A 21,688-nucleotide genomic window follows, 5' to 3' on the forward strand; every position below is an offset into this window, starting at 1 on the left:
GAAATGGATCCCCTCTTCCCGTCCTACTCTCCGAGGAACCCCCATGACGAGCCGCGCGCGCGTGAAGCCCCACGTTGGTGCTCCCCCTCCCCCGCCCGCGCTGGCGGCTCGCGCCGCGCGCGCGTCGGGCCGACCGGGGCGTGGCAACGGCGCCGAGGGGGTGGACGGACGCACCGCGACGCCCCCGCCGGCCGCGCACGCGCGCCTGCAGGCCCTCGACGCCGAGGACCGCGAGGAGCTCGCGCAGCTGGTCGAGGTGCTGAAGGCGGCGAAGGCCGGCGACTTCTCGGTCCGGCTGCCGTACCGGCGCGACGGCCTGCTGAGCCAGGCCGGCGAGCTGCTGAACGACCTGCTCGCGCTGAACGAGCACGCCACCGACGAGCTGGTGCGCGTGGGCCGGGTGGTGGGGCAGGAGGGGCGCTCGACCGAGCGCGCCTCGGTGGGCCCGGCGCGCGGCGGCTGGGCGGCGGGGGTCGGCGCGGTGAACCAGCTCATCTCGGACCTGGTCGCGCCGACGAACGAGGTGGCGCGCGTCCTCACCGCCGTGGCCACCGGCGACCTCTCGCAGAAGGTCGCGCTCGACCTGGGCGGCCGGCCGGTGCGCGGGGAGTTCCTGCGGATCGCGACCAGCGTGAACGCGCTCGTGGACCAGCTGAGCGCGGTGTCCGCCGAGGTCCGGCGCGTGGTGCGCGAGGTCGGCAGCGAGGGCAAGCTGGGCGGCCAGGCCGCGCTGAAGGGGCTGACCGGCACGTGGAAGGACCTCACCGACGACGTGAACGGCCTCTCCTCCAACCTCACCGCGCAGCTCCGCAACATCGCCAAGGTCACGACCGCGGTCGCGAAGGGCGACCTCTCCCAGAAGATCACGGTGGACGCGCGCGGCGAGATCCTCGAGCTGCGCGACACCATCAACACCATGGTGGACCAGCTCTCCTCGTTCGCCGCCGAGGTGACGCGCGTCGCGAAGGAGGTCGGCAACGAGGGGAAGCTGGGCGGCCAGGCCGACGTGCGCGGCGTCTCCGGCACGTGGAAGGACCTCACCGACAACGTGAACGGGCTCGCCGCGAACCTCACCGCGCAGGTCCGCAACATCGCCAAGGTCACGACCGCGGTCGCGAACGGCGACCTGTCGCAGAAGATCACGGTGGACGCGAAGGGCGAGATCAACGAGCTGAAGAACACCATCAACACGATGGTGGACACGCTCCGGTCCTTCGCGGCCGAGGTGACCCGCGTCGCGAAGGAGGTCGGCACCGAGGGCAAGCTGGGCGGCCAGGCCGACGTGAAGGGCGTCGCCGGCACGTGGAAGGACCTCACCGACAACGTGAACGGGCTCGCCGCGAACCTGACGGTGCAGCTCCGCGACGTGTCGAAGGTCGCGACCGCCATCGCGCACGGCGACCTGACGCAGAAGATCACCGTCGACGTCCGCGGCGAGATCCTCCAGATCAAGGACGTCATCAACCGGATGGTGGACCAGCTCAACTCCTTCGCGGCCGAGGTGACCCGCGTCGCGAAGGAGGTCGGCACCGAGGGCAAGCTGGGCGGCCAGGCCAACGTGCGCGGCGTGTCGGGGACCTGGAAGGACCTCACCGACAACGTCAACGCCATGGCCTCCAACCTGACGGTGCAGCTGCGCGACGTGTCGAAGGTCTCGACCGCCATCGCGAACGGCGACCTGACGCAGAAGATCACCGTGGACGTGAAGGGCGAGATCGCCCAGATCAAGGACGCCACCAACAAGATGGTGGACCAGCTCAACTCCTTCGCCGCCGAGGTGACGCGCGTCGCGCGCGAGGTGGGCACGGAGGGCAAGCTGGGCGGGCAGGCCAACGTCCGCGGCGTGTCCGGCACCTGGAAGGACCTCACCGACAACGTGAACGGCCTCGCCGCGAACCTGACGAACCAGGTGCGCAACATCGCGCTCGTCACCACCGCGGTCGCGAACGGCGACCTGTCGCAGAAGATCACCGTCGAGGCCCGCGGCGAGATCTTCGAGCTGAAGAACACCATCAACGTGATGGTCGATCAGCTCCGCTCCTTCGCCGCCGAGGTGACGCGCGTCGCGAAGGAGGTCGGCACCGAGGGCAAGCTGGGCGGCCAGGCCTACGTGAAGGGCGTCTCCGGCACCTGGAAGGACCTCACCGAGAACGTGAACGGCCTCGCGGCCAACCTCACCAACCAGGTGCGCAACATCGCGCTCGTCACCACCGCGGTCGCGAACGGCGACCTCTCGCAGAAGATCACCGTCGAGGCCCGGGGCGAGATCTACGAGCTGAAGAACACCATCAACGTGATGGTCGATCAGCTCCGCTCCTTCGCCGCCGAGGTGACCCGCGTCGCGAAGGAGGTCGGCACCGAGGGCAAGCTGGGCGGCCAGGCCTACGTGAAGGGCGTCTCCGGCACCTGGAAGGACCTCACCGAGAACGTGAACGGCCTCGCGGCGAACCTCACCAACCAGGTGCGCAACATCGCCAAGGTGACCACCGCGGTCGCGCACGGGGACCTGACGCAGAAGATCACGGTCGAGGCGCGCGGCGAGATCCTCGAGCTGAAGAACACCATCAACGTGATGGTCGATCAGCTGAACTCGTTCGCCGCCGAGGTGACCCGCGTCGCGAAGGAGGTCGGCACCGACGGCAAGCTGGGCGGCCAGGCCGAGGTGAAGGGCGTGTCCGGCACCTGGAAGGACCTCACCGACAACGTGAACGCGCTCGCCGCGAACCTGACCAACCAGGTGCGCAACATCGCGCTCGTCACCACCGCGGTCGCGAACGGCGACCTGTCGCAGAAGATCACCGTGGACGCGAAGGGCGAGATCCTCGAGCTGAAGGACACCATCAACGTGATGGTGGACCAGCTGAACTCGTTCGCGGCCGAGGTGACCCGCGTCGCGAAGGAGGTCGGCACCGACGGCAAGCTGGGCGGCCAGGCCGACGTCCGCGGCGTGTCGGGCGTGTGGAAGGACCTCACCGACAGCGTGAACCTGATGGCGACCAACCTCACCACCCAGGTGCGCGGCATCGTCCGGGTGGTGACCGCCATCGCGAACGGCGACCTGTCGCAGAAGTTCGTGCTGGAGGCGAAGGGCGAGGTGGCCGCGCTGGCCGAGACCATCAACGGCATGACCGACACCCTGCGCACGTTCGGCGACCAGGTGTCGAGCGTGGCCCGCGAGGTGGGCATCGAGGGCAAGCTGGGCGCGCAGGCGCACGTGCCGGGCGCGTCGGGGATCTGGAAGGACCTCACCGACAACGTGAACTTCATGGCCGCGAACCTGACGAAGCAGGTGCGCGGCATCGTCAAGGTCGTGACCGCCATCGCGAACGGCGACCTCTCCCAGAAGTTCATCCTGGAGGCGAAGGGCGAGGTGGCCGCGCTGGCCGAGACCATCAACGGCCTGACCGGCACGCTCGGCATCTTCGCCGACGAGGTGTCGAGCGTGGCCCGCGAGGTGGGCATCGAGGGCAAGCTGGGCGGGCAGGCGAAGGTGCCCGGCGTCTCCGGCATCTGGAAGAACCTCACCGACAACGTGAACCAGCTCGCCGGCTCGCTCTCGGCGCAGGTGCGCGCCATCGCCGAGGTGTCCACCGCGGTGACGAAGGGCGACCTCACCCGCAAGGTGGCGGTGGAGGCGCAGGGCGAGGTGGCCGCGCTGAAGGACAACATCAACCAGATGATCGAGGCGCTGCGCGACACCACCGACAAGAACACCGCGCAGGACTGGCTCAAGACGAACCTGGCCAACTTCTCCAACATGATGCAGGGCCAGCGGAACATCGTCTCGGTGGCGCAGGCCATCATCTCCGAGCTGACGCCGCTGGTGGACGCGCAGCACGGCGCGTTCTTCATGCTGGAGCAGCCGGAGGACGGCGTGCCGGACGAGCCGGTGCTGCGCCTCATCGGCAGCTACGGCTTCGGCGGCCGGCGTAGCCTCTCCAGCACCTACCGCATGAAGGAGACGCTCATCGGCCAGTGCGCCTTCGAGAAGAAGCGCATCATCGTGAGCGACGTGCCGGAGGGCTTCCTCTACATCGCGAGCGGCATGGGCGAGGCGCCGCCGCGCAACCTGCTGGTGCTGCCGGTCCTGTTCGAGGGCGAGATCAAGGCGGTCATCGAGCTCGCCTCGTTCCGCGAGTTCAGCCCGAACCACCTCGCCTTCCTCGACCAGCTCATGGAGAAGGTCGGGTTCGTGCTGAACATGATCTCCTCCAACATGCGCATGGAGGGGCTGCTGCTCGAGCTGAAGCGCTCCAACGCCGAGCTGGAGGCGCAGGCCGCCGAGCTGAACGAGAAGGCGCGCCTGCTCGAGCAGAAGAACTCCGAGGTCGAGCTGGCGAGCCGCAGCCTGGAGGAGAAGGCGGAGCAGCTCCAGCTCATCTCGCGCTACAAGTCCGAGTTCCTCGCCAACATGTCGCACGAGCTGCGCACGCCGCTGAACAGCCTGCTCATCCTCTCGAAGATGCTGGCCGAGAACCGCGACGGGAACCTCACCCCGGAGCAGGTGAAGTTCGCGAGCACCGTCTACACCTCCGGCCACGAGCTGCTCGGGCTCATCAACGAGATCCTCGACCTCTCCAAGATCGAGGCCGGCAAGATGCCCATCGAGCCGCGCGACACGCGCCTCGAGTCGGTGCGCGACGACCTGGAGCAGACGTTCCGCCACGTCGCGGAGCACAAGGGGCTGGGCTTCCAGGTGCGCATGGGGCCGGACCTCCCGGAGCGGATCCACACCGACCCCACGCGCCTCCTGCAGATCCTGAAGAACCTCATCTCGAACGCGTTCAAGTTCACCGAGCGCGGCGAGGTCGTGCTCGACGTCGGCCCGGCCGCCGGCGGCGCGCTCGCGTTCGCGGTGCGCGACACCGGCATCGGCATCCCGGCGGACAAGCAGAAGCTCATCTTCGAGGCGTTCCAGCAGGCGGACGGGACCACCAGCCGCAAGTACGGCGGCACCGGCCTCGGGCTCACCATCTCCCGCGAGATCGCGCGGCTGCTGGGCGGGTCGATCGAGGTGAAGAGCGCGCCGGGGCGCGGCAGCGTGTTCACGCTGGTGCTGCCGGCGCGCTGGGCCGGGGCGGAGACCGGCCGGGATCCGGCCATGGCGCTCGCGGCGGAGCGGCCGGAGGACTACCCGGAGCTGCCCGCCGGCGTGGACTTCTCCGGCCGCACCGTGCTGCTCGCCGACGACGACATGCGCAACCTGTTCGCGATCCACAGCGTGCTCGAGACCGCGCACGTGAAGGTGATCCACGCGCAGAACGGCCGCGAGGCGCTGGAGGTGCTGGAGGCGTCCCCGCAGGTGGACCTGGTGCTGATGGACACCATGATGCCGGAGATGGACGGCCTCACCGCCATCCGCGCCATCCGCGCGCAGGCGCGGTACCGGGCGCTCCCCATCGTCTCGCTCACCGCCAAGGCCATGAAGGGCGACCGCGACGACGCGCTCGCCGCCGGCGCCACCGACTACGTGGCGAAGCCGGTGGACCCGCAGCGGCTCCTCTCGGTCATCGGCCGCTGGCTGGCCGAGCCCGACGCGCGGCTGGGCGGCGCGGCGAACGGCGCGGCGCGATAGGCCGGACGGGCGCGCACGGCCCGGGCGGTTGCTTCCCTCGCCACGATCGATAGAGTGGCGGGACCGTGATCCGTCCGATCGTCCACCGCGCGCCCGGCGCGCCCGACACGGCCTGCCCGGCGCATCGCGCCGCGGCCCGCTCCGCGCGCTAGCGGGCGGCTCGCGGCGCGCTCCCCCATCCCAGCTCCGTCCCCGCGGCCCGGCCGCGCCCGCGGCCGCGTGCCGACGAGCGCGGCCGCGCGCCGTCGTCCGTTCCTCACGTGGAAGGAGGTGCTCCCTTGAACCGTCCCCTCGGTCCCCGCGGCACCGCGCTGCTCGTCGGCGCCGCCGGCGGCGTCGCCCGCGCCCTGCTCTCGGTGCTCGCGTCTACGCCGCTGGGGCGCGCGCTCGCCGCGCGCCTCGACGCGCTGCTGCTCGTGGACGCCCGGCCGCTCCCGCCCGGCCCGCTGCCGCCGGTCGCGCGGCCGCTCCCGCCCGCGGCGATCCGGCACGCCGACGACCTGGCGCGCCTGGTGCGCGACCACGGCGTGGACCAGGTGGTGGACCTGTCCTCGCTCGACACGCTCGACGCGATCCGCGCCTGCGACGCGGCGGGCGCGAGCTACCTCGACACCAGCCTCGAGCACTGGCCCGGGCAGGCGCCCCGCGCCTGGGAGTCGCTCGTGCTTCGCGCGCTGCCGCCGGCGCGCCCGGCGCTCCGGCGCGGGAGCTTCCTGGTGGGCAGCGGCATGAACCCGGGGGTGGTGAACGCGCTCGTGTTCGCGGGGATCGAGGCGTTCGCGCGCCGGGCCGGCGTCGCGCCCACGCCCGAGGCGCTGCGGCTGCACGCGGTGCTGTTCACCGAGGAGGACACCACGGTCGAGACGATGGGCGGGCCGCCTGCGGGGGCGTTCCCCATGACCTGGAGCCCGCTGCACTGCCTGGAGGAGCTGCTCCTCGACGACGCGATCGCCGTGCGGCGCGGGGAGCTCGTCCGCCTCGGCCACCGGCCCTGCGACGCGTGGTACCGCGCCCGCTGCGGGGACCGGGTGGTGGAGGGGTTCGTGGTCCCGCACGAGGAGGTGCTCACGCTGGCGGAGCGCCTGCCGGGGCAGGAGCTGGCGTTCGTGTACCGGCTCCCGCCCGCCGCCCGCGCGGCGCTCGCGGCGGCGCCGCACCGGGTTCGCCCTGCCGCCTGGCCGCTCCACCGCATGTACCCGCCGCACCGCACCGCGCTCCGGGGCCGCGATCGCGTGGGCGTGCTCCTGTGCAGCCTCCGGTTCGGAGAGCTCTGGCTCGGCTACGACGTGGACGCGGTCGCCGCCGGGCGCCTCGCCACCAGCGCGACCCAGCTCCCGGTGGCCGCCGGCGTGGCGGCGGGCTGGGCGCAGCTCGGCCGCCGCCGCGGGCTCCACTTCGTGGAGGACCTCGACTGGCGCGAGCACCTGGCGCGGGTGGACGCGCTGCTGGGCCGGGCCCTCGTGGTCCACGACCCGCACGCGCCGCCGCGCACGCTCGAGGAGCGGCGCGCGGCCGCGGCACCGGCGGAGGTGGCGGCGCTCCCCGCCTGACCGGCGCGGCCGGTGGGGCCGGGCGAACGCGGCGCCTGCGGCGACCGGCCCCGCCGCGTGCGGTTGACTTCCCCGCGCGCGTGGCCGACAACGGGATCCTCGTGATCGGAACCCTCGCCCAGCGCTCCTCCGCCCGCCTCGCGGCGTCACCGGCCCTCCGGCCGGCGGCGACCGCGTGCGCCCCGGCGCCGGCCTGTCTTGGTTCCCGCGTCCTGGCGCAGCGCGCGTAGCGCCGCCGGGACGCAGCCTCGCACGTCAGGCCCCGCACCACCCCAGCGTCCACCCGCGCCGGGGGCGCGCGCGCACGCGCGCCGCCCGGAGAGAGGAGCTCCACGTCATGAAGCGCGTGACCATCCGGGATCTGCACTGGCTCATCGGGCCGCAGGAGCCCCCTTGCCTCTCGGTGTACCTCACGCTCGACGCCGAGTGGCCGGGCGGGCCGGAGGACTGCCGCCGCCTGAACGCGCTGCTCGAGGAGGCGGCGCGGCGCCTGTCGGCGTCGCACCCGCGCGACGAGGTGAACGCGCTGCTGAAGCCGATGGTCCGCGGGCTCGAGCGCGGCTGGCCCCCGCGCGCCCGCGCCCTGGCGCTGCTGCGCTCGCACGAGGTCAACCTCGCGTTCGAGCTGCCGTTCGAGGTGCCGGCGCTCGCGATCGTGGCGGACGCGTTCCACACCAAGCCGCTCCTGCGCGACGCGGACCGCAGCCGCTTCTTCGTGCTGCGGCTCCTCGGCGGCGGGACGGCCGAGCTGCTGGAGGGCACGCCGGAGGCGCTCGCCGAGGTGGAGCCCTCCCGCACGCCTCGCGCGCTGCGCGCCGCGCTCGCGGGCGAGGTGCGCGAGGACGAGGTGGCCGTGCGGCCGCTCCGGCTGGTGGCCGGGCGCGAGGGGGAGGCGCGCCTGCGGCGGCGGTTCCGCGCGCTCGACGACGCGCTCTGCGCGTTCCTCGACGACCGCGGCACGCCGCTGGTGCTGGCCGGCGTGGCGGAGCACCACGCGCCGTTCCGCGCGGTGAGCGCCTACCCGCACCTGCTCGACGACGGGATCGAGGAGGAGGTGGCGGACCTCGAGGCGCTGCACGCGCGCGCGTGGGGCCTGGTGCGCGCGCACCACGAGGAGGTGGAGCAGCTCGCCGCCTCGCAGTTCGTGAGCGCGTCGCTCCGGGGCGAGGCGAGCGACCGGCTCGACGAGATCGCCGCGGCCGCCGCCGACGGCCGGGTGGGGCTGCTGCTCCACCGCGAGGGCGCCCACGTGCCGGGCCGGGTGGACCCGCGCAGCGGCGCCTGCGCGCTCGCGCCCGGTCGCGAGCCCCGCGCCGGGGCCGACGTCATCGACGCGCTCTGCGACCTCACGCTGCTGCGCGGCGGCGACGTGGTCGAGGTGCACCCGAGCCGCATGCCCAGCGACTCCCCCATCGCCGCGGTGTTCTGGAGCTGAGCCGATCGCCCCCGCCGACCCCGACCGGACAGGAGGTGCACATGTTCACGGAGCTGCGGCTCGAGCGCAGGCTCGAGCTGCTCGATCTGGAGGAGCGCAGGCTCCTCACCCGCGCGGCGCTCGGTGCGGCCGCGGCGGTGGCGCTCGCCGTCGCGGGCGTGGTGGGCGCGGCCAGCCTGGGCGCGTCCGGCGCGACCGCGCTCTCGCAGGCGCTCGCCACCGCGCCGCTGCCGCTGGCGGCGCTGGTGGGCGCCTGGGCCTACGGGCAGCGGCGCCGCGCCGGCGAGCTCCGCGAGCGCCGGGCCGAGGCGCGCACGGCGCTCGAGGCGGGGCCGGACGACGAGCTGCTCGACGAGCCGGGACCGGCGGGGCGGGTCTCGCCGGCCGACCTCATCGCCCTGGAGCGGCTGATGCGCACGTTCTACGAGGCGGCCTCGGGCGCGCCCGCCGAGAAGCGCTGGGGCCGGTTCACCGCGCTGTTCGCCCCCGGGGCGCTCGTGGAGACCGGGCGCGGCGGGCCGTCCGACCCGGGCCTGCCGGTGGACCGGTACGTGGCGCTGGCGCGGCTGGAGGGGCGCGAGGTGTGGCTCCGCGAGGTGGAGCGCACGCTGCACCTCCTCGGCGACGTCGCGGTGGCGCTGAGCGCGTTCGAGGCGCACGAGCCGGACGCTCCCGCGCCGACGCGCGGCGTGAACGTGCTGCGGCTGCGGAAGGTGCGCGGCGCGTGGGAGGTGGAGGGGGTCACCTCGCGGCCGCTGGAGCGGGCCGTCACGCTGCGGCGCACGCTGGCGCCGTCCTCCGGCCCGCGGCCGCCGCCCCCGCGCGCCGCCTGACGGCGGCCGGTGGGCGCGAGAGGGACCGTCGCGTCAGGTGACGCCCCACGGCGCCGAGAGCCCGCCGGTCGCCTCCAGCCAGTCCGCCACCCGGTCGGCCGCGCCCGCCACGTCGCCGTCGGTGACGTCCAGCTCGAGCCAGGGCAGCGACGACTCGCGCACCAGCCGGCGGAACAGGTCCTGCTCGCGCACGAACGCGTCGAGGTCGTCGTACTGCGAGGGCTTGCCGGAGATCTTCAGCCGCTCGGCGCGCGCCGCCGCGAAGGTGTCCGGCCGGCGCACGCACAGCACGTGGCGGAAGCCGAGCACCCGCAGGCGCGGATCGAGCCAGGAGAAGTCCGGGTCGCGGCGGCCGGCCTGGAGCTGGTACGCGCGGGTGGAGACGTGGAAGCGGTCCACGATCCACGAGTAGTACCGGTTCAGCTCGAACAGCCGGGCCCAGGTGGCATACGTCTCCATCGCCTGAGCCTCCTCCTCCGGCGCGTAGTTGATGGGCCCGCGCCCCCAGGGCACGTCGGTGAACGCGCACCACTCCGCCGACACGAGCGGCGAGTGGTAGCGGTACTTGCGCGGGCCCACGATGCGCGGATGCTCGTTCAGCGCGAACGCGAGGTCGGTCTTGTGCGTGAGGCGGGTGCCCTCGAGGATGATCTTCGGCGTGAGCTTCGCGCCCATGCGGCCTCCTTGCGCCGCGCAGGATAGCGCCGTCCTCGCGCGCCACCGCCCGCCGCCTGGGGCGTGCGCCGGGATCGATCCCCCGGGCGCGGGGCGTCGCCGTCGCGCCCGCACGCCTGCGCCCATTTCGACCGCAGGTGATCGCCGCGCGGCGCGCTAGAGTCTCGGCTCCGGCGCCCTGGCGCGCCCCCGGAGGCCGCATGACCCCGTCCCGCCGCCCCGCCGCGCTCCTCGCCGCCGCCCTCGCCGCGCTCGCCTGCGCGCACGCGCCCGCCGGATCTTCCGGCGCCGGCCCGGCCCGGGCCACCACTGCCCCGGCCGCGCCGTGGTGGAAGGGCGCGGTCTTCTACGAGGTGTTCGTGCGCAGCTTCGCGGACTCCGACGGCGACGGGAAGGGCGATCTCCGCGGCCTCACCGCGAGGCTCGACTACCTGAACGACGGCGATCCGGCCACCGCCACCGACCTCGGCGTGGACGCGATCTGGCTCATGCCGGTGTTCGCCTCGCCCAGCTACCACGGCTACGACGTCACCGATTACCTGAAGGTCAACCCCGACTACGGCACCGAGGCCGACCTCGACCGGTTCATCGCGGAGGCGCACCGGCGCGGCGTCCGGGTGGTCCTCGACCTCGTCCTCAACCACACCTCCGACCAGCACCCGTGGTTCCGCGAGTCGGCCTCCTCGCGCACCTCGCCGCGCCGCGACTGGTACGTGTGGCGCGCGGACGATCCCGGCTGGACGCAGCCGTGGAACCCATCGCAGGCCGCCTGGTACCGCCGCGGCGGCGAGTGGTACTACGCGATCTTCTGGAGCGGGATGCCGGACCTGAACTACCGGAACCCGGCCGTGCGCGAGGAGGCGAAGCGGATCGCGGCGCACTGGCTGGGGAAGGGCGTGGACGGGTTCCGCCTCGACGCCATCCGCCACCTCATCGAGACCGGGCCGGGCGCGGGCCAGTCGGGCTCGCCGGAGAACCACGTCTTCCTCCGCGAGCTCGCGGCGGCGGTGCGGGCCGCGAAGCCGGACGCGGTGCTGGTGGGCGAGGTCTGGTCGGAGACCGACGACATCGCGCGGTACTACGGGGACGGGAAGGACGAGCTGCAGCTCCTGTTCGACTTCCCGCTCGCGAAGGCGATCGTGGAGGGCGTGGACGCGGGCGACGGCGGCTTCACCGCGCACGTGCTCCGCGAGGTCGCCGCGGCGTACCCGCCCGGCGCGGTGGACGCGCCGTTCCTCACCAACCACGACCAGTTCCGGGTGGCGACGCAGCTCGCGAACGACGCCGGGAAGCTGCGGCTCGCGGCGGCGATCCTGCTCACGCTCCCGGGCGCGCCGTTCGTCTACTACGGCGAGGAGCTGGGGATGCAGAACGGCCCAGGCCGCGAGGACGAGTGGAAGCGGACGCCCATGCCCTGGGACCGCTCGGAGCAGGGCGGGTTCACGATGGGTGACCCGTGGATGCCGCTCGGGCCGGGGCACGAGAGCGCGAACGTGGCGGTCGAGTCGGGCGATCCGGCGTCGCTGCTGTCGAGGTACCGGGCGCTCGTGCGGGCGCGGAAGGGGTCGGCGGCGCTCGCGCGCGGGGACGCGGTGCCGCTGTCCACGCCGGGTTCCGCGCTCGCGTACCTGCGGCGCGCCGAGGGGGAGACCGTGCTGGTGGTGCACAACATGGGGGCGGCGCCGCTCGAGGTCGGGGGGCTGGAGGCGCCCGGTGCGGTTGCGGAGGCGGTGTTCGTGGATCCTGGGGCGGCGCTGGTGCGCGAGCCGGGCGGGTGGCGGGTGACGCTGCCGGCGCGGGCGAGCGGGGTTTGGAGGGTGAGGTAGGGGGGCTGGCGATCCCTCTCCTGTGACGTTGCCGAGATGCGGCCGCGGTGCCTTTGCACCGCTCGTGGTGAGCTGGTCGAACCACGAGCGGGAGGTGCATTGGCGTCGCTCGTGGTGAGCTCGTCGAACCACGAGCAGTAGGGGGGGGCGGCGAGAGGAGCTAGAGGTCGGGCAGGGGCTCGTGGGGCGGGCCCGGCTGACCGGGACCGGCGACGCGCGGATCGGCTTGCGAGAGGCCTGAGGGGGAGGCGTGGCTGGCTTCCGCTCGCCGCGGCCCGCGCTTCTCCGCTCATGGTGAGCCCTGTCGAGCCATGAGCAGAACGCTCGGGCTTCGTCACGGTGAGTGACTGCCTGCTTGCGACCCAACGGGAACGCTGTTCGTCGTTGACGACGTTTCACCGTGAGGCGACCGGCGCGGCGCCGGTCGCTCGGGAAGACCATCCTGGAGCAGCTGCGGCGGCGTGGCGAGGACGCGGAGGTCGGTGGCGCGTTCGCGACGGTGGCCCGTGCTTCTCGCGTCCGACGCCGAATGCGTGCGATCGGAGAGGGCTCGAGAACGCGTGAGAGAGTATCCGCATGGACACTGCGCGTGAACTCTCCGACCGCCTCGCCACCCTCCTCCGCCGCGAGCACGGTGCGCTCGCGGAGTTCCTCGTCGCGCTCGCAGACTTCGACGCGCGGCGAGCCTGGGCGGAGCTGGGGTATGCCTCGCTCTTCCACTACCTGCACCGGGAGCTTCGGCTCTCGAAGGGCTCCGCGCAGTACCGCAAGGTGGCGGCGGAGCTCATCCAGGCGGTGCCGGCCGTGGTCGAGCCGCTGCGGGACGGGCGGCTCTGCTTCACCACGATCATCGAGGTGGCGCGGGTGGTGAACCCCGTGAACTGGCAGGAGGTGCTGCCGAGGTTCTACGGGCTGTCCCGCCATGAGGCGGCGGAGGTGGTCGCGGCGCTGCAGCCGCATCCGGCGCCGCCGGTGCGGACGGTGCTCACGGCCATCCCCCGGCCGCCGCCTGGTTCAACTGTTGAACTGACCATCCCTGCTGTGACGCCTGGTTCGACTGTTGAACTCGTGCTCCCGCGGGGGACATCTGGTTCAACTGTTGAACCGGTCCCTGTGGCGCCCCCGTCTCGGATCGCGGAGCTCACGCCGCTCACGGCGACGCTTCAGCGGCTTCACGTCACGGTAAGTGAACGTTTCGCGCGCAAGCTGGAGCGGCTCCGCGATCTCCGTCCGGACCTCTCGGACGACGCGCTCCTCGAGGCGGCGGTGGACCTCCTCCTCGCCAGGGCGGAGAAGCGCAAGAGCGGGCACTCGGACCGGCCGCTGGCTACGGCCCGGCCCTCTCGCGATCCGGACCACGTCCCGGCCCACGTCCGCCGCGAGGTCTGGGAGCGGGACGGCGGGCGGTGCACCTTCCTCCTTCCCTCCGGCGAGCCGTGTGGCTCCACGCACCAGCTCGAGCTCGACCACGTCGTGCCGCGGGCGTGCGGCGGCGCCTCCACGGTCGAGAACCTCCGCATCCGCTGCAGGGGCCACAACCTCGAGGAGGCGCGGCGCGTGTTCGGTGACCAGCTCATGGACGCGTACGCGGGGAGACGCTGCGGTGGCTCGGCCTGAGGCGCCCGCCCGCCCGGGTGGACACCCGCGGGCGCGCGTGCTGTCATGCGCGCGCCATGGGTGGCATGGGTCGCACCGAGCTGTTCCTCGTCGTCCTGCTCGCGCTCGCCGTCGTCGGCGTGGCGTGGTTCCTGCGCACTGGCGCCTGGAAGCGCGGGCGGATCGGCATCGTCGCCGCGGGGGTGCTGGTGGGGCTGTTGCTGCTCACGCGCCGCGTGGGATGGGGCGAGCTGGCGGTGGTGCTGGTGCTGGCGGGGATCCCCTTCTTCCTGCTCGCGCCGCGGCGGCGCTGAGCGCTGGCGAGGCTAGCGCCCGGTGCACGTGCCGTAGGGCGCGGCGAGCATCATCAGCTTGCCGGACAGCCGGTCCACGAACATCTGGTACCCCGTCTCGCAGCCAGGCGTCATCTCGAGGTACATGCCGGGGGACTGCGGCGTGCAGCTCGCATCGGCCTGGACGCCGTACTGCAGCACGAACGTCTCTCCGCCCGGGAGCGGGACCGCGGTCTCGGCCAGCACCTCGAACGCCTCTGGATCCGTGCACGGGGTCCACTGGTACAGCGTGGCGGTCTGCTCGCGGTCCCCCAGGACCCAGGATTCGAGCCACAGGTACCGCTCGGACATCGGCGGCCCCGCCACGCGCTCGTCGAAGGCCACGATCTCGGCCCGGCCCTCCGGCCCGAGGCCCGCGAAGTAGGCGTCGATCCAGTCGAGACCGGTGGTGCCTCCTTGCAGCGTGCGCACCGGAACCGAGAGTCCCTGGTACGCGTCGTCGGGCCGCGCCGGATCGGGCCCCGGCCTGGAGGTCCAGTGCACGATCTTCTCACCCGCGGCAGTCGTGTCGATCGTCACGGCGGCGTTCACCCAGAGCTGGATGACGTCCGTTGCCGGGTCCGAGATGTCCACGGGGTCGAGCTCGAAGGCGCCGGAGGCCGTGGGGGGCGTCCGCAGCACCGTGCCGGTGACGCGCTCCATGTACAGCGGGTCCACGCTGCCCACGCGCGCCACTCGTTCGCCACCGTCCGACGTCCGGATCGCCGCGCGGACGTTCACGCCGGGAGCGGTGTCGGAGTAACGCCCGAGCGCGGGGATCCAGGCGCGGCCGATGTAGAAGGTGCTGCCGGCCCCGAACGGCTGGTACTGGACGTCGGTGACCACGTACGGTACGGCCACCGACTGCGTGTCGACGACCTCCCACTCGGCACAGCCGCAAGAGCCGCCGGTGCGCTCGGCGCGGAGGCAGCCGGCGGGGACCTCGCAGGCGGCCTGGCCACCGCAGCCGGAGAGGACGGGCGGGAGGACCGCGAGCAGGGCGACAGCGAGGACCGGGAGCGCGCGCATCGTGGGCACCTTTCAGGGCGGGGCGTGCCCGCATCGAAGGCGATGATAGTGCGAACGTACGCAGCGTGAGAACACCCAAAGAGAAACGGCCGGGTCGCCCCGGCCGTTCCCCTGCGTCGATCCGTCGCGCGGCTACTTCTTCATCGCCTTCTCGGCGTCCGCCTTCGACAGGTAGACCTTGCAGTCGCCGGAGACGACCCAGGCCTCCTTGGAGTCCTTGATCATCCAGAACATGTCCTTGTTGCACTGATCCTTCTTGTCGCCCTTGTGGATGATGTAGTTCACCCGGCCGTTCTCGAACTCGGCCGCCGGGATGGTCCAGAAGACGCCGAAGTCGTCCTTGCCGGCCGGCTGCATGGGCTTGAACCAGGTCACACCCTTCAGCGGGCGGTCGGACATCTGCTTCGCCGCCCACTCGTCCGACGCCTCGGACTTGGCCTGGAAGCTCTCCCAGCTGTGGAGCGCCCAGCCGTCGTAGCTGCCGTCGGCGCGGTGGTAGTGGAGCGTGACGTTGTCACCCGCGGCCGCCGCCTTCTCCTCGGCCGCCGCCGGCCCCGCGAACCCCATCACGGCGGCGATCAGGCCGGCCGCGAGCACCTCGAAGATACGCTTCATGACGGTTCCCTCCTGCACTCACTGTAATCCGCGATGCCGGTGAGGCCGGGGGAACCTGCCCCCCGGCCCCGCCGGTGATGCGCCTCGGCTAGAACCAGGTTTCCACCTGGGCGCCGAAGGTGAGGCCGTGCCGCTGGTCGCCGTAGACCGACGCCGGCCCGTTGCCATTCGGGCCCGCGAAGAACACGACGCTGTTGTAGTTCTGCAGATAGTTCGCCTCGGCCTTGTTCCACATGGCGTAGGTCGCGAACAGGCGCAGCTCGGGGCGGGTGAAGAAGGAACCGCCGGGGCTGGGGAGCGGAGCGATGGTCGGGGCGATGGTGAACTTCCACAGGTCGCCGCGATCCTTGTTCGGGATGCCGCGTCCCGTGTCCACGTTCTTCGGCTTGAAGCCCTGGTAGCCGATCTCGGCCTGAAGCTTGAAGTAGTCCATCACGTTCCAGACGGGACGGACGCCCGCGGAGAGCGATCGGAAGCTCTCGTAGATGCCGGTGTTGTTGTCACCGAACTGCTGGCTCGAGTCCTCGTAGACCACGGCGAGCATGCCCGAGAACCGGTCGTTCGGCTGCGCCACGAGCTGCTCCACGATGCGCCAGTGCTTCGCAGAGTCGGTGAGCTGCGGCTCCGGCATGCGCGACAGCGGCGCGATGGTGCCCTGGCCCCACTGGAACGCGAGCTTGTTGAAGCCGCCCAGCAGACCGGACTGCACGTGCTGCACGGTGAACATCGGACTGACCTGCTGCGACTTCGTGTCCGTGCCGACGGCGCTGTTCTTGCCGCTCAGGATGTTGAGATCGACGCCGACCTCGAGGCTGCCGCCACCAAAGAACGGGATGCCGTACACGCGGATGTCCGGGCGCCACACCGAGAGCTTGTCGCTGCCGGTGTAGCCGGTGCCCCACCCGCCTTTGCTCTGGAACACGGCGACGGCCAGCTTGCCGAAGCCGCCGAGGTCGATCTCGTCGACGCCGACGCCGGGGCCGGAGGGATCCCAGTAGTAGAAGTCGAGGATGTGCACGTCATTGCGGTGGTAGTACCGGCTGCCGGCCCAGACGCTCGCGCCGCCCAGGAACGGGATGCCCTTCGCCTCGACATAGTTCTGGCGGAGGAGGAAGTCGGTGCCGGAAATCCGGCGCGCCGCCGGGAACCAGTTGCCGTCATTGTCCGGGATCCACTTGTCGACGCCGTTCAGGTACTCGGCGTCCCGCATGCCGCCGGTCTTGTAGGCGAGCATGCCGACGTAGCTGAACTGCACACCGCTGCGATCCTTGTACAGCACCTGCGAGAACTCGAGCTCGCCGTAGGTCTCGCACTCGTTGCCGAGGCGGAACTTGTAGCTGAGCGGCGCAGTCGCGAAGCAGACCTGGTTGCCGCTCTTGTCGTTCCCGCCGATGCCGCTGCGCAGGTACCCGTGAAGCTCGACCGCCTGCGCCGGGACCGCCGTGAAGGCGATCGCCGCCGCGAGGATGCCGACCAACGTCTTTCTGGCGTTCATGTGATCTCCCTGGTGATGCTCCCGTGCTGCTCCAGCGGGCCGTGCCGGCCCCGCCCTCCTCCCACTCGCTGCCGCCTTCCCTCCCCCGCTACTTGCGGACCAGCTTCAGCGTGGCCGGCTTCTTCACCGTGCCGTCCGCGTTGCACTCGTAGGCGAGCATCTCGTGCTGCGCCGCGATCTCCGACTTGTCCCCCACCGCCTTGCCCGCGAGCACGTCGATCACGTGCGGATCGCAGTCGGTGTCGGTGCCGCCGCCGAAGCGGTGCTGGCCCTCGTACTCGTTCACCTTGCGGGTGAGCAGGTCGGTCTTGTCCGGGAAGCCCTCGTTCGACTGCATCAGGACCTGGTAGCCCCACTTCGCGATGGAGCCCTCGCCCAGGTCCTTCTTGCTCACCGTGCCGGTGATGGTGCGGCCCTTCCCGACGGTCTCGTCGGGCACCACGATGGCGGCGAGCAGGTCGGCCGCCTTCTGCTTCGCCTCCGAGCGCACGCGGCCCGCCGGCTGCGGCGAGAGGATCACCACCTTGTTCCAGGCGGAGTCCTTGGCGAACTCGACGTTGGTGCCGGGCAGCCCCTTGGTGAAGCTCGGGCCCTTGCCGGTCTGGACGTGGATGAAGGCCATCTGCACCGAGAAGTTCGCCGGCGCCGGCATCCCCCACGGATCCTCGAGGTCGGAGTTCACCGTGATCTCGAAGGTGACCTTGTCGCCCTTCTCCGTGACCTTGAGCTGCGTGAGGTCGAACGAGCCCGCCTTGTAGACGGGGTCGGTCGGGTAGACGTACTTGCCGGGCCCGTTGTCGTCGCCGACCGGATCCTTGAACACGACCTCCTGCGCCGCGGCGGTGGTGGCCGCGAGGGCGGCGAGCGCTGCCAGCACGAGACGGTGGAACATGGTTCGACTCCTCCGAGTGCCGCGGGACGCGGCGTGGTTCAGCCCTTCACGCTGCCGGCGGTGAGGCCGGACACGAGGTACTTCTGGAGGTACAGGAACAGCACCACGACCGGGATCGACACGATGATCGAGCCGGCCGCGAAGTACCCCCACTGCTGCGAGAACCCGCCGACGAAGAAGCGCAGGCCGACGGGGGCCGTGTACATCTCCTCCTTGTCCATGAACGTGGCGGCGAGGATGAACTCGTTCCACGCGGTCATGAACGAGAACAGCGCGGTGATGGCGATGGCCGGCTTCGCGAGCGGCACCACCACCGTCCAGAAGACCCGCGCCGGGCCGGCGCCCTCGATGATGGCCGCCTCCTCCAGCTCGCGCGGGATGGTGTCGAAGTAGCCCTTCAGCATCCACACGCAGAACGGGATGGCGGTGGTGGCGTAGGTGAGCACCAGCCCGATGCGCGTCGAGCCGAGCCCCAGCCACTTCACGATGATGATGTAGAGCGGGATGAGCATCAGCGTGCCGGGGAACATCTGCGACACGAGGAACGACATCATCCCGGTGCGCCGCCCGGGGAAGCGGAAGCGCGAGAACGCGTAGGCGGCGGTGGACGCGAGGAACACGCCCAGCACGGTGGTCGCCGCCGACACGATCACGCTGTTCAGCATCCAGCGCCCGAACGGCTGGTCGCGGAACACCGCGGTGAAGTTCGCCGCGCTGAAGCGCTCCGGCCACGGCATCACCGCGCGGAGCAGGTCGAGCTTCCCGGGCTCCGCCGGCAGCGACGCGAGCGCCAGGCTCTGCCCGCCGGAGAGCGCGATGCTGATCACCCAGAGCAGCGGGTAGACGGTGACGAGCACCATTCCCACCAGCACGGCGTGCAGGACCCAGTGCGGGATCCGCTCCTCGCGGCGCGACGCCATCAGATCCCCTCCGTGGCGCGCGTGACCCGGTTCTGGAACACGCCGTAGGCGAGCAGGATGAGGAAGATGACGGTCGAGTACGCGGCGGCGTAGCCGTAGCGGTACTGCTGGAACGCGTACTTGTACGCTTGGGTGATGAGGATCTCGGTGGTGCCGTTCGGCTCGCCGCCCGTGACGAGGAAGATGATGTTGAACATGTTGAAGGTCCACACCACCGAGAGGATCACGGCGGGGACCAGCGCGGGCTTCAGCGACGGGAGCGTGATGGCCTTGAACTGCTGCCAGCGCGTGGCGCCGTCCACCCGCGCGGCCTCGTAGAGATCGGCCGGGATCGACTGCAGGGCGCCGAGCGAGACCACCATCATGAACGGGAAGGAGAGCCAGCCGTTCGTGGCGAGCGCGGTGAGGTAGGACGTGAACGGGTGATCGAACCAGGAGATCGGGTCGAGCCCGAACAGCATCCGCGCGTAGTTCACGACCCCGAACTGCCGGTGGAACATGCCGCGCCAGATGAGCGCGGTGATGTAGTTCGGCATGGCCCAGGGCAGGATGAGCAGCACGCGGTAGATCGGCCGGAACGCGAGCCCCCGGGTGTTGAGGATGAGCGCCAGCACCAGGCCCAGCGAGACGCCGATGGCGACGTTCGTGACCGTCCAGATGACGTTGAACGCGAGCGTCCAGTAGAAGGACGGGCTGCCGTCGGGCATCCGGAACGCGAAGGTCCGCAGGATGTCCACGTAGTTCTGCAGGCCCACCCAGAGCTCGGTGAGCGGCGCGCTGGTGTTGTAGATGGTCTGCCCGGTGAACGAGAGCACCACCCCGTACAGGAACGGGAAGAACACCAGCACCAGCATCCCGATCATCGCCGGCACGGCGTAGGCGTAGGCCACCCGGTGCCGGCGGAGCGCCGCCCCCGTGCGGCTCGCCGCGCCGAGCGCCACGAACAGCAGCAGCGCGAGCCCGACCGCCGCCGCCAGCCCGAGCGCCCGGACGCCCTCGCCCCCCCCGCCCGCGAGCCGCAGCGCCCAGGCCGCGAACCCGCCCACGCCGGCCGCGTAGAGCCCGAGCGCCGCCGCGAGCGCCGGTCCGCGGCGGGCCGCGGCGCGCCGGAGCGGCAGGAGCGCGAGCAGCGGCAGCGCCACCGCGGCGAGCGCGGCCGGCACGCCGGGCGCGGCCGGCGGGGGCTTCGCGGGCCGGTCCACCTCCACCGCGCCCACCACCGCGCCGTCCTTCCGCACCGGCGCCCCGAGCGCGTACCGGCCCTCCAGCCGCTCCACCTCGACCTCGGCGCGCGCGAAGCCCTGCTCCGCGTTCTCCATCACGACGCCGCGGAGGCGCTGGGCCTGGTCGTACGCCCACTTCTCGTCGCGCTGGAGCCGGCGCGGCGCCGCGCGCTCGCCCACGTCGCGCGGATCGGTCGAGCCCTCCAGGCGCGCGCCGGAGACGATCACCAGGCGCGCCACCGTCCCGGCCGGCTGGTCCGCCTGCCAGGCGGCGAGCGCGGCGCGGGCCCCGTCGCCCTCGCCCCCGGCCTGCTCGACCGCCTTCGCGAGCCGCGTGACCGCCCCCACCGCCTCCGCCCTGGCCCGCTCCTCGTACCCGCCGGCCGACGCCGCGCGGAGCCACGCCCAGGAGAGCGCGACCGCGACGGCGAGGCCGGCGGCGAGGGCCGCGAGCGCGCGGGGCCAGTGGGAGGCGGGCCGGGTCACTTGCTCTTGCGCAGCTTCGCGACGTCCTCGGTGACCTTGGCCTGCGCCTTGGCGAGCGCGGCCTTCGCGTCGCCGCCGCGGGTGATGGCGCCCATGGCGGTGGTGGCGGGGGACCAGACCATCGTCATCTCGGGCAGGTTCGGCATAGGCACCGCCACGTCCACCTGCTTCTTGAACGCGGCCAGCACCGGATCGGAGGCCACCTTCGCGTCCGCGTAGACCTTCGCGTTGGCGGGGCTCTGCCGGCCCTCGAGCGCCATGATCCGCGCGGCGTCCACGTCGGTGGCGAACTTCACGAAGTCGAAGGCGGCGTCCTTGTTCTTCGAGGGCGCGGCCACGTAGACGCCCTCCACCGTGGTCCACGGGCGCATGGGCTTGCCGCCGGCCTCGGTGAGCGACGGCAGCGTGGTGACGGCCCAGTCGATGCCCGGGGCGATCTCGCCCAGGAACCAGTTGCCGGAGAACACCATCGCGGCCTTGCCCTCGTTGAACAGCGAGGTGATGAGCGCGGTGGACGGCTCCGTCGGCATGAAGCCGGCCTTGATCCAGGCCTGCAGGAGCTGCGCGGCCTTCACGTTCTCGGGGGCGTCCAGCACCGGCTTCCCGGCGTCGAACACCCGGCCGCCGAACGCGTTCTGGAGGGCCGCGTGGTAGTAGTAGTCGGAGTAGGAGTACGCGAGGCCGAACCGGCCCGCGCCGCGCGCGGTGAGCTTCTTCGCGAGCGCCTCCAGCTCGGCGCTGGTCCTCGGCGGCGCCTTCACCAGCTTCTTGTTGTAGACGAGCGCGATGCACTTGTAGTTGAGCGGGAGCCCCCACACGCCGCCGCGGTAGGTCATCGCCTCGAGCGTGGAGGGGATGAAGCGCGCCTTCAGCGCGTCGTCCATGAAGAAGTCGATCGACTCGACGGTGTTGCCCGCCTCGATCCACCCGCCCAGCCGGTCCTGCGCGAAGATGAAGACGTCCGGCCCCTTGCCGCGCGGCACCGCCGCGGAGATCTTGTCGGCGAACGCGTCGTAGGGGACGGCGAGCGTGGTCACCTTGTTCGGGTTGCCGGGGCGCGCGTTGTACGCGGCGGCGACCTTCTCGAAGGCGGCCTTCTCGGCGCCGCGGTAGGCGTGCCACACCACCACCTCCGCCGCGGAGGCGACGCCGGGGAGCAGCAGGGCGGCGAGCAGGGCGAGCAGCGAGCGGTTCCGCATGGTTCTC

At 72.0% G+C, this 21,688-nt stretch carries 15 protein-coding genes; 7 read left to right on the forward strand and 8 right to left on the reverse strand.

The features are described from left to right. The first annotated feature begins 43 nt into the window (after positions 1-43). From ANAEK_RS21350 to ANAEK_RS21365, 4 genes are all read left to right on the forward strand, one after another. Positions 44-5,575 (forward strand): HAMP domain-containing protein, encoded by a 5,532-nt coding sequence (locus ANAEK_RS21350; RefSeq protein ID WP_012528208.1) that lies wholly within the window; start codon positions 44-46, stop codon positions 5,573-5,575. Positions 5,576-5,853: 278 nt separating this feature from the next. After that, a complete protein-coding gene (locus ANAEK_RS21355) occupies positions 5,854-7,125 on the forward strand; it encodes a homospermidine synthase (RefSeq protein WP_012528209.1) in 1,272 nt (423 codons plus the stop codon). A gap of 337 nt (positions 7,126-7,462) precedes the next feature. Next, entirely contained in the window at positions 7,463-8,560 is a 1,098-nt protein-coding gene (locus ANAEK_RS21360; RefSeq protein ID WP_012528210.1) for a hypothetical protein, read from the forward strand. A 41-nt stretch (positions 8,561-8,601) separates the two neighbouring features. Further along, entirely contained in the window at positions 8,602-9,393 is a 792-nt protein-coding gene (locus ANAEK_RS21365) for a hypothetical protein (protein ID WP_012528211.1), read from the forward strand. 33 nt (positions 9,394-9,426) lie between these two features. Here ANAEK_RS21365 and ANAEK_RS21370 read toward each other — a convergent pair whose 3' ends face one another. Beyond that, complete coding sequence (locus ANAEK_RS21370) at positions 9,427-10,068, reverse strand: hypothetical protein (RefSeq protein ID WP_012528212.1); 642 nt, start codon at positions 10,066-10,068, stop codon at positions 9,427-9,429. 200 nt (positions 10,069-10,268) lie between these two features. Between ANAEK_RS21370 and ANAEK_RS21375 the strand changes: the two genes are divergently transcribed. The 3 genes from ANAEK_RS21375 (at position 10,269) to ANAEK_RS21385 (ending at position 13,804) form a co-directional block, all read left to right on the forward strand. After that, positions 10,269-11,894, forward strand: a complete 1,626-nt coding sequence (locus ANAEK_RS21375; RefSeq protein ID WP_012528213.1) for an alpha-amylase family glycosyl hydrolase — start codon at positions 10,269-10,271, stop codon at positions 11,892-11,894. Positions 11,895-12,470: 576 nt separating this feature from the next. Then, on the forward strand, positions 12,471-13,511 hold the full coding sequence (locus tag ANAEK_RS21380) for an HNH endonuclease (RefSeq protein ID WP_012528214.1): 1,041 nt from the start codon (positions 12,471-12,473) through the stop codon (positions 13,509-13,511). 56 nt (positions 13,512-13,567) lie between these two features. After that, the gene (locus tag ANAEK_RS21385) at positions 13,568-13,804 is read left to right on the forward strand and encodes a hypothetical protein (protein ID WP_012528215.1); all 237 of its coding nucleotides are present in this window, start codon (positions 13,568-13,570) and stop codon (positions 13,802-13,804) included. A gap of 12 nt (positions 13,805-13,816) precedes the next feature. Here ANAEK_RS21385 and ANAEK_RS21390 read toward each other — a convergent pair whose 3' ends face one another. From ANAEK_RS21390 to ANAEK_RS21420, 7 genes are all read right to left on the reverse strand, one after another. Beyond that, a complete protein-coding gene (locus ANAEK_RS21390) occupies positions 13,817-14,851 on the reverse strand; it encodes a hypothetical protein (RefSeq protein WP_012528216.1) in 1,035 nt (344 codons plus the stop codon). Positions 14,852-14,983: 132 nt separating this feature from the next. After that, a complete protein-coding gene (locus ANAEK_RS21395; protein WP_012528217.1) occupies positions 14,984-15,466 on the reverse strand; it encodes a pullulanase-associated domain-containing protein in 483 nt (160 codons plus the stop codon). An 88-nt stretch (positions 15,467-15,554) separates the two neighbouring features. Next, positions 15,555-16,961 carry a carbohydrate porin gene (locus ANAEK_RS21400; RefSeq protein WP_012528218.1) on the reverse strand — a complete coding sequence of 469 codons (1,407 nt, stop codon included), beginning with the start codon at positions 16,959-16,961 and terminating at the stop codon, positions 15,555-15,557. 88 nt (positions 16,962-17,049) lie between these two features. Then, entirely contained in the window at positions 17,050-17,853 is an 804-nt protein-coding gene (locus ANAEK_RS21405) for a glucodextranase DOMON-like domain-containing protein (RefSeq protein WP_012528219.1), read from the reverse strand. Positions 17,854-17,891: 38 nt separating this feature from the next. Continuing rightward, complete coding sequence (locus tag ANAEK_RS21410; RefSeq protein ID WP_012528220.1) at positions 17,892-18,773, reverse strand: sugar ABC transporter permease; 882 nt, start codon at positions 18,771-18,773, stop codon at positions 17,892-17,894. Further along, the gene (locus ANAEK_RS21415) at positions 18,773-20,482 is read right to left on the reverse strand and encodes a carbohydrate ABC transporter permease (RefSeq protein WP_012528221.1); all 1,710 of its coding nucleotides are present in this window, start codon (positions 20,480-20,482) and stop codon (positions 18,773-18,775) included. The genes ANAEK_RS21410 and ANAEK_RS21415 overlap by 1 nt, the downstream gene beginning before the upstream one ends. Then, positions 20,479-21,681 (reverse strand): extracellular solute-binding protein, encoded by a 1,203-nt coding sequence (locus tag ANAEK_RS21420; RefSeq protein WP_012528222.1) that lies wholly within the window; start codon positions 21,679-21,681, stop codon positions 20,479-20,481. The genes ANAEK_RS21415 and ANAEK_RS21420 overlap by 4 nt, the downstream gene beginning before the upstream one ends. Positions 21,682-21,688 lie beyond the last annotated feature (7 nt).

This window comes from Anaeromyxobacter sp. K (assembly GCF_000020805.1).
Taxonomy (GTDB): domain Bacteria; phylum Myxococcota; class Myxococcia; order Myxococcales; family Anaeromyxobacteraceae; genus Anaeromyxobacter; species Anaeromyxobacter dehalogenans.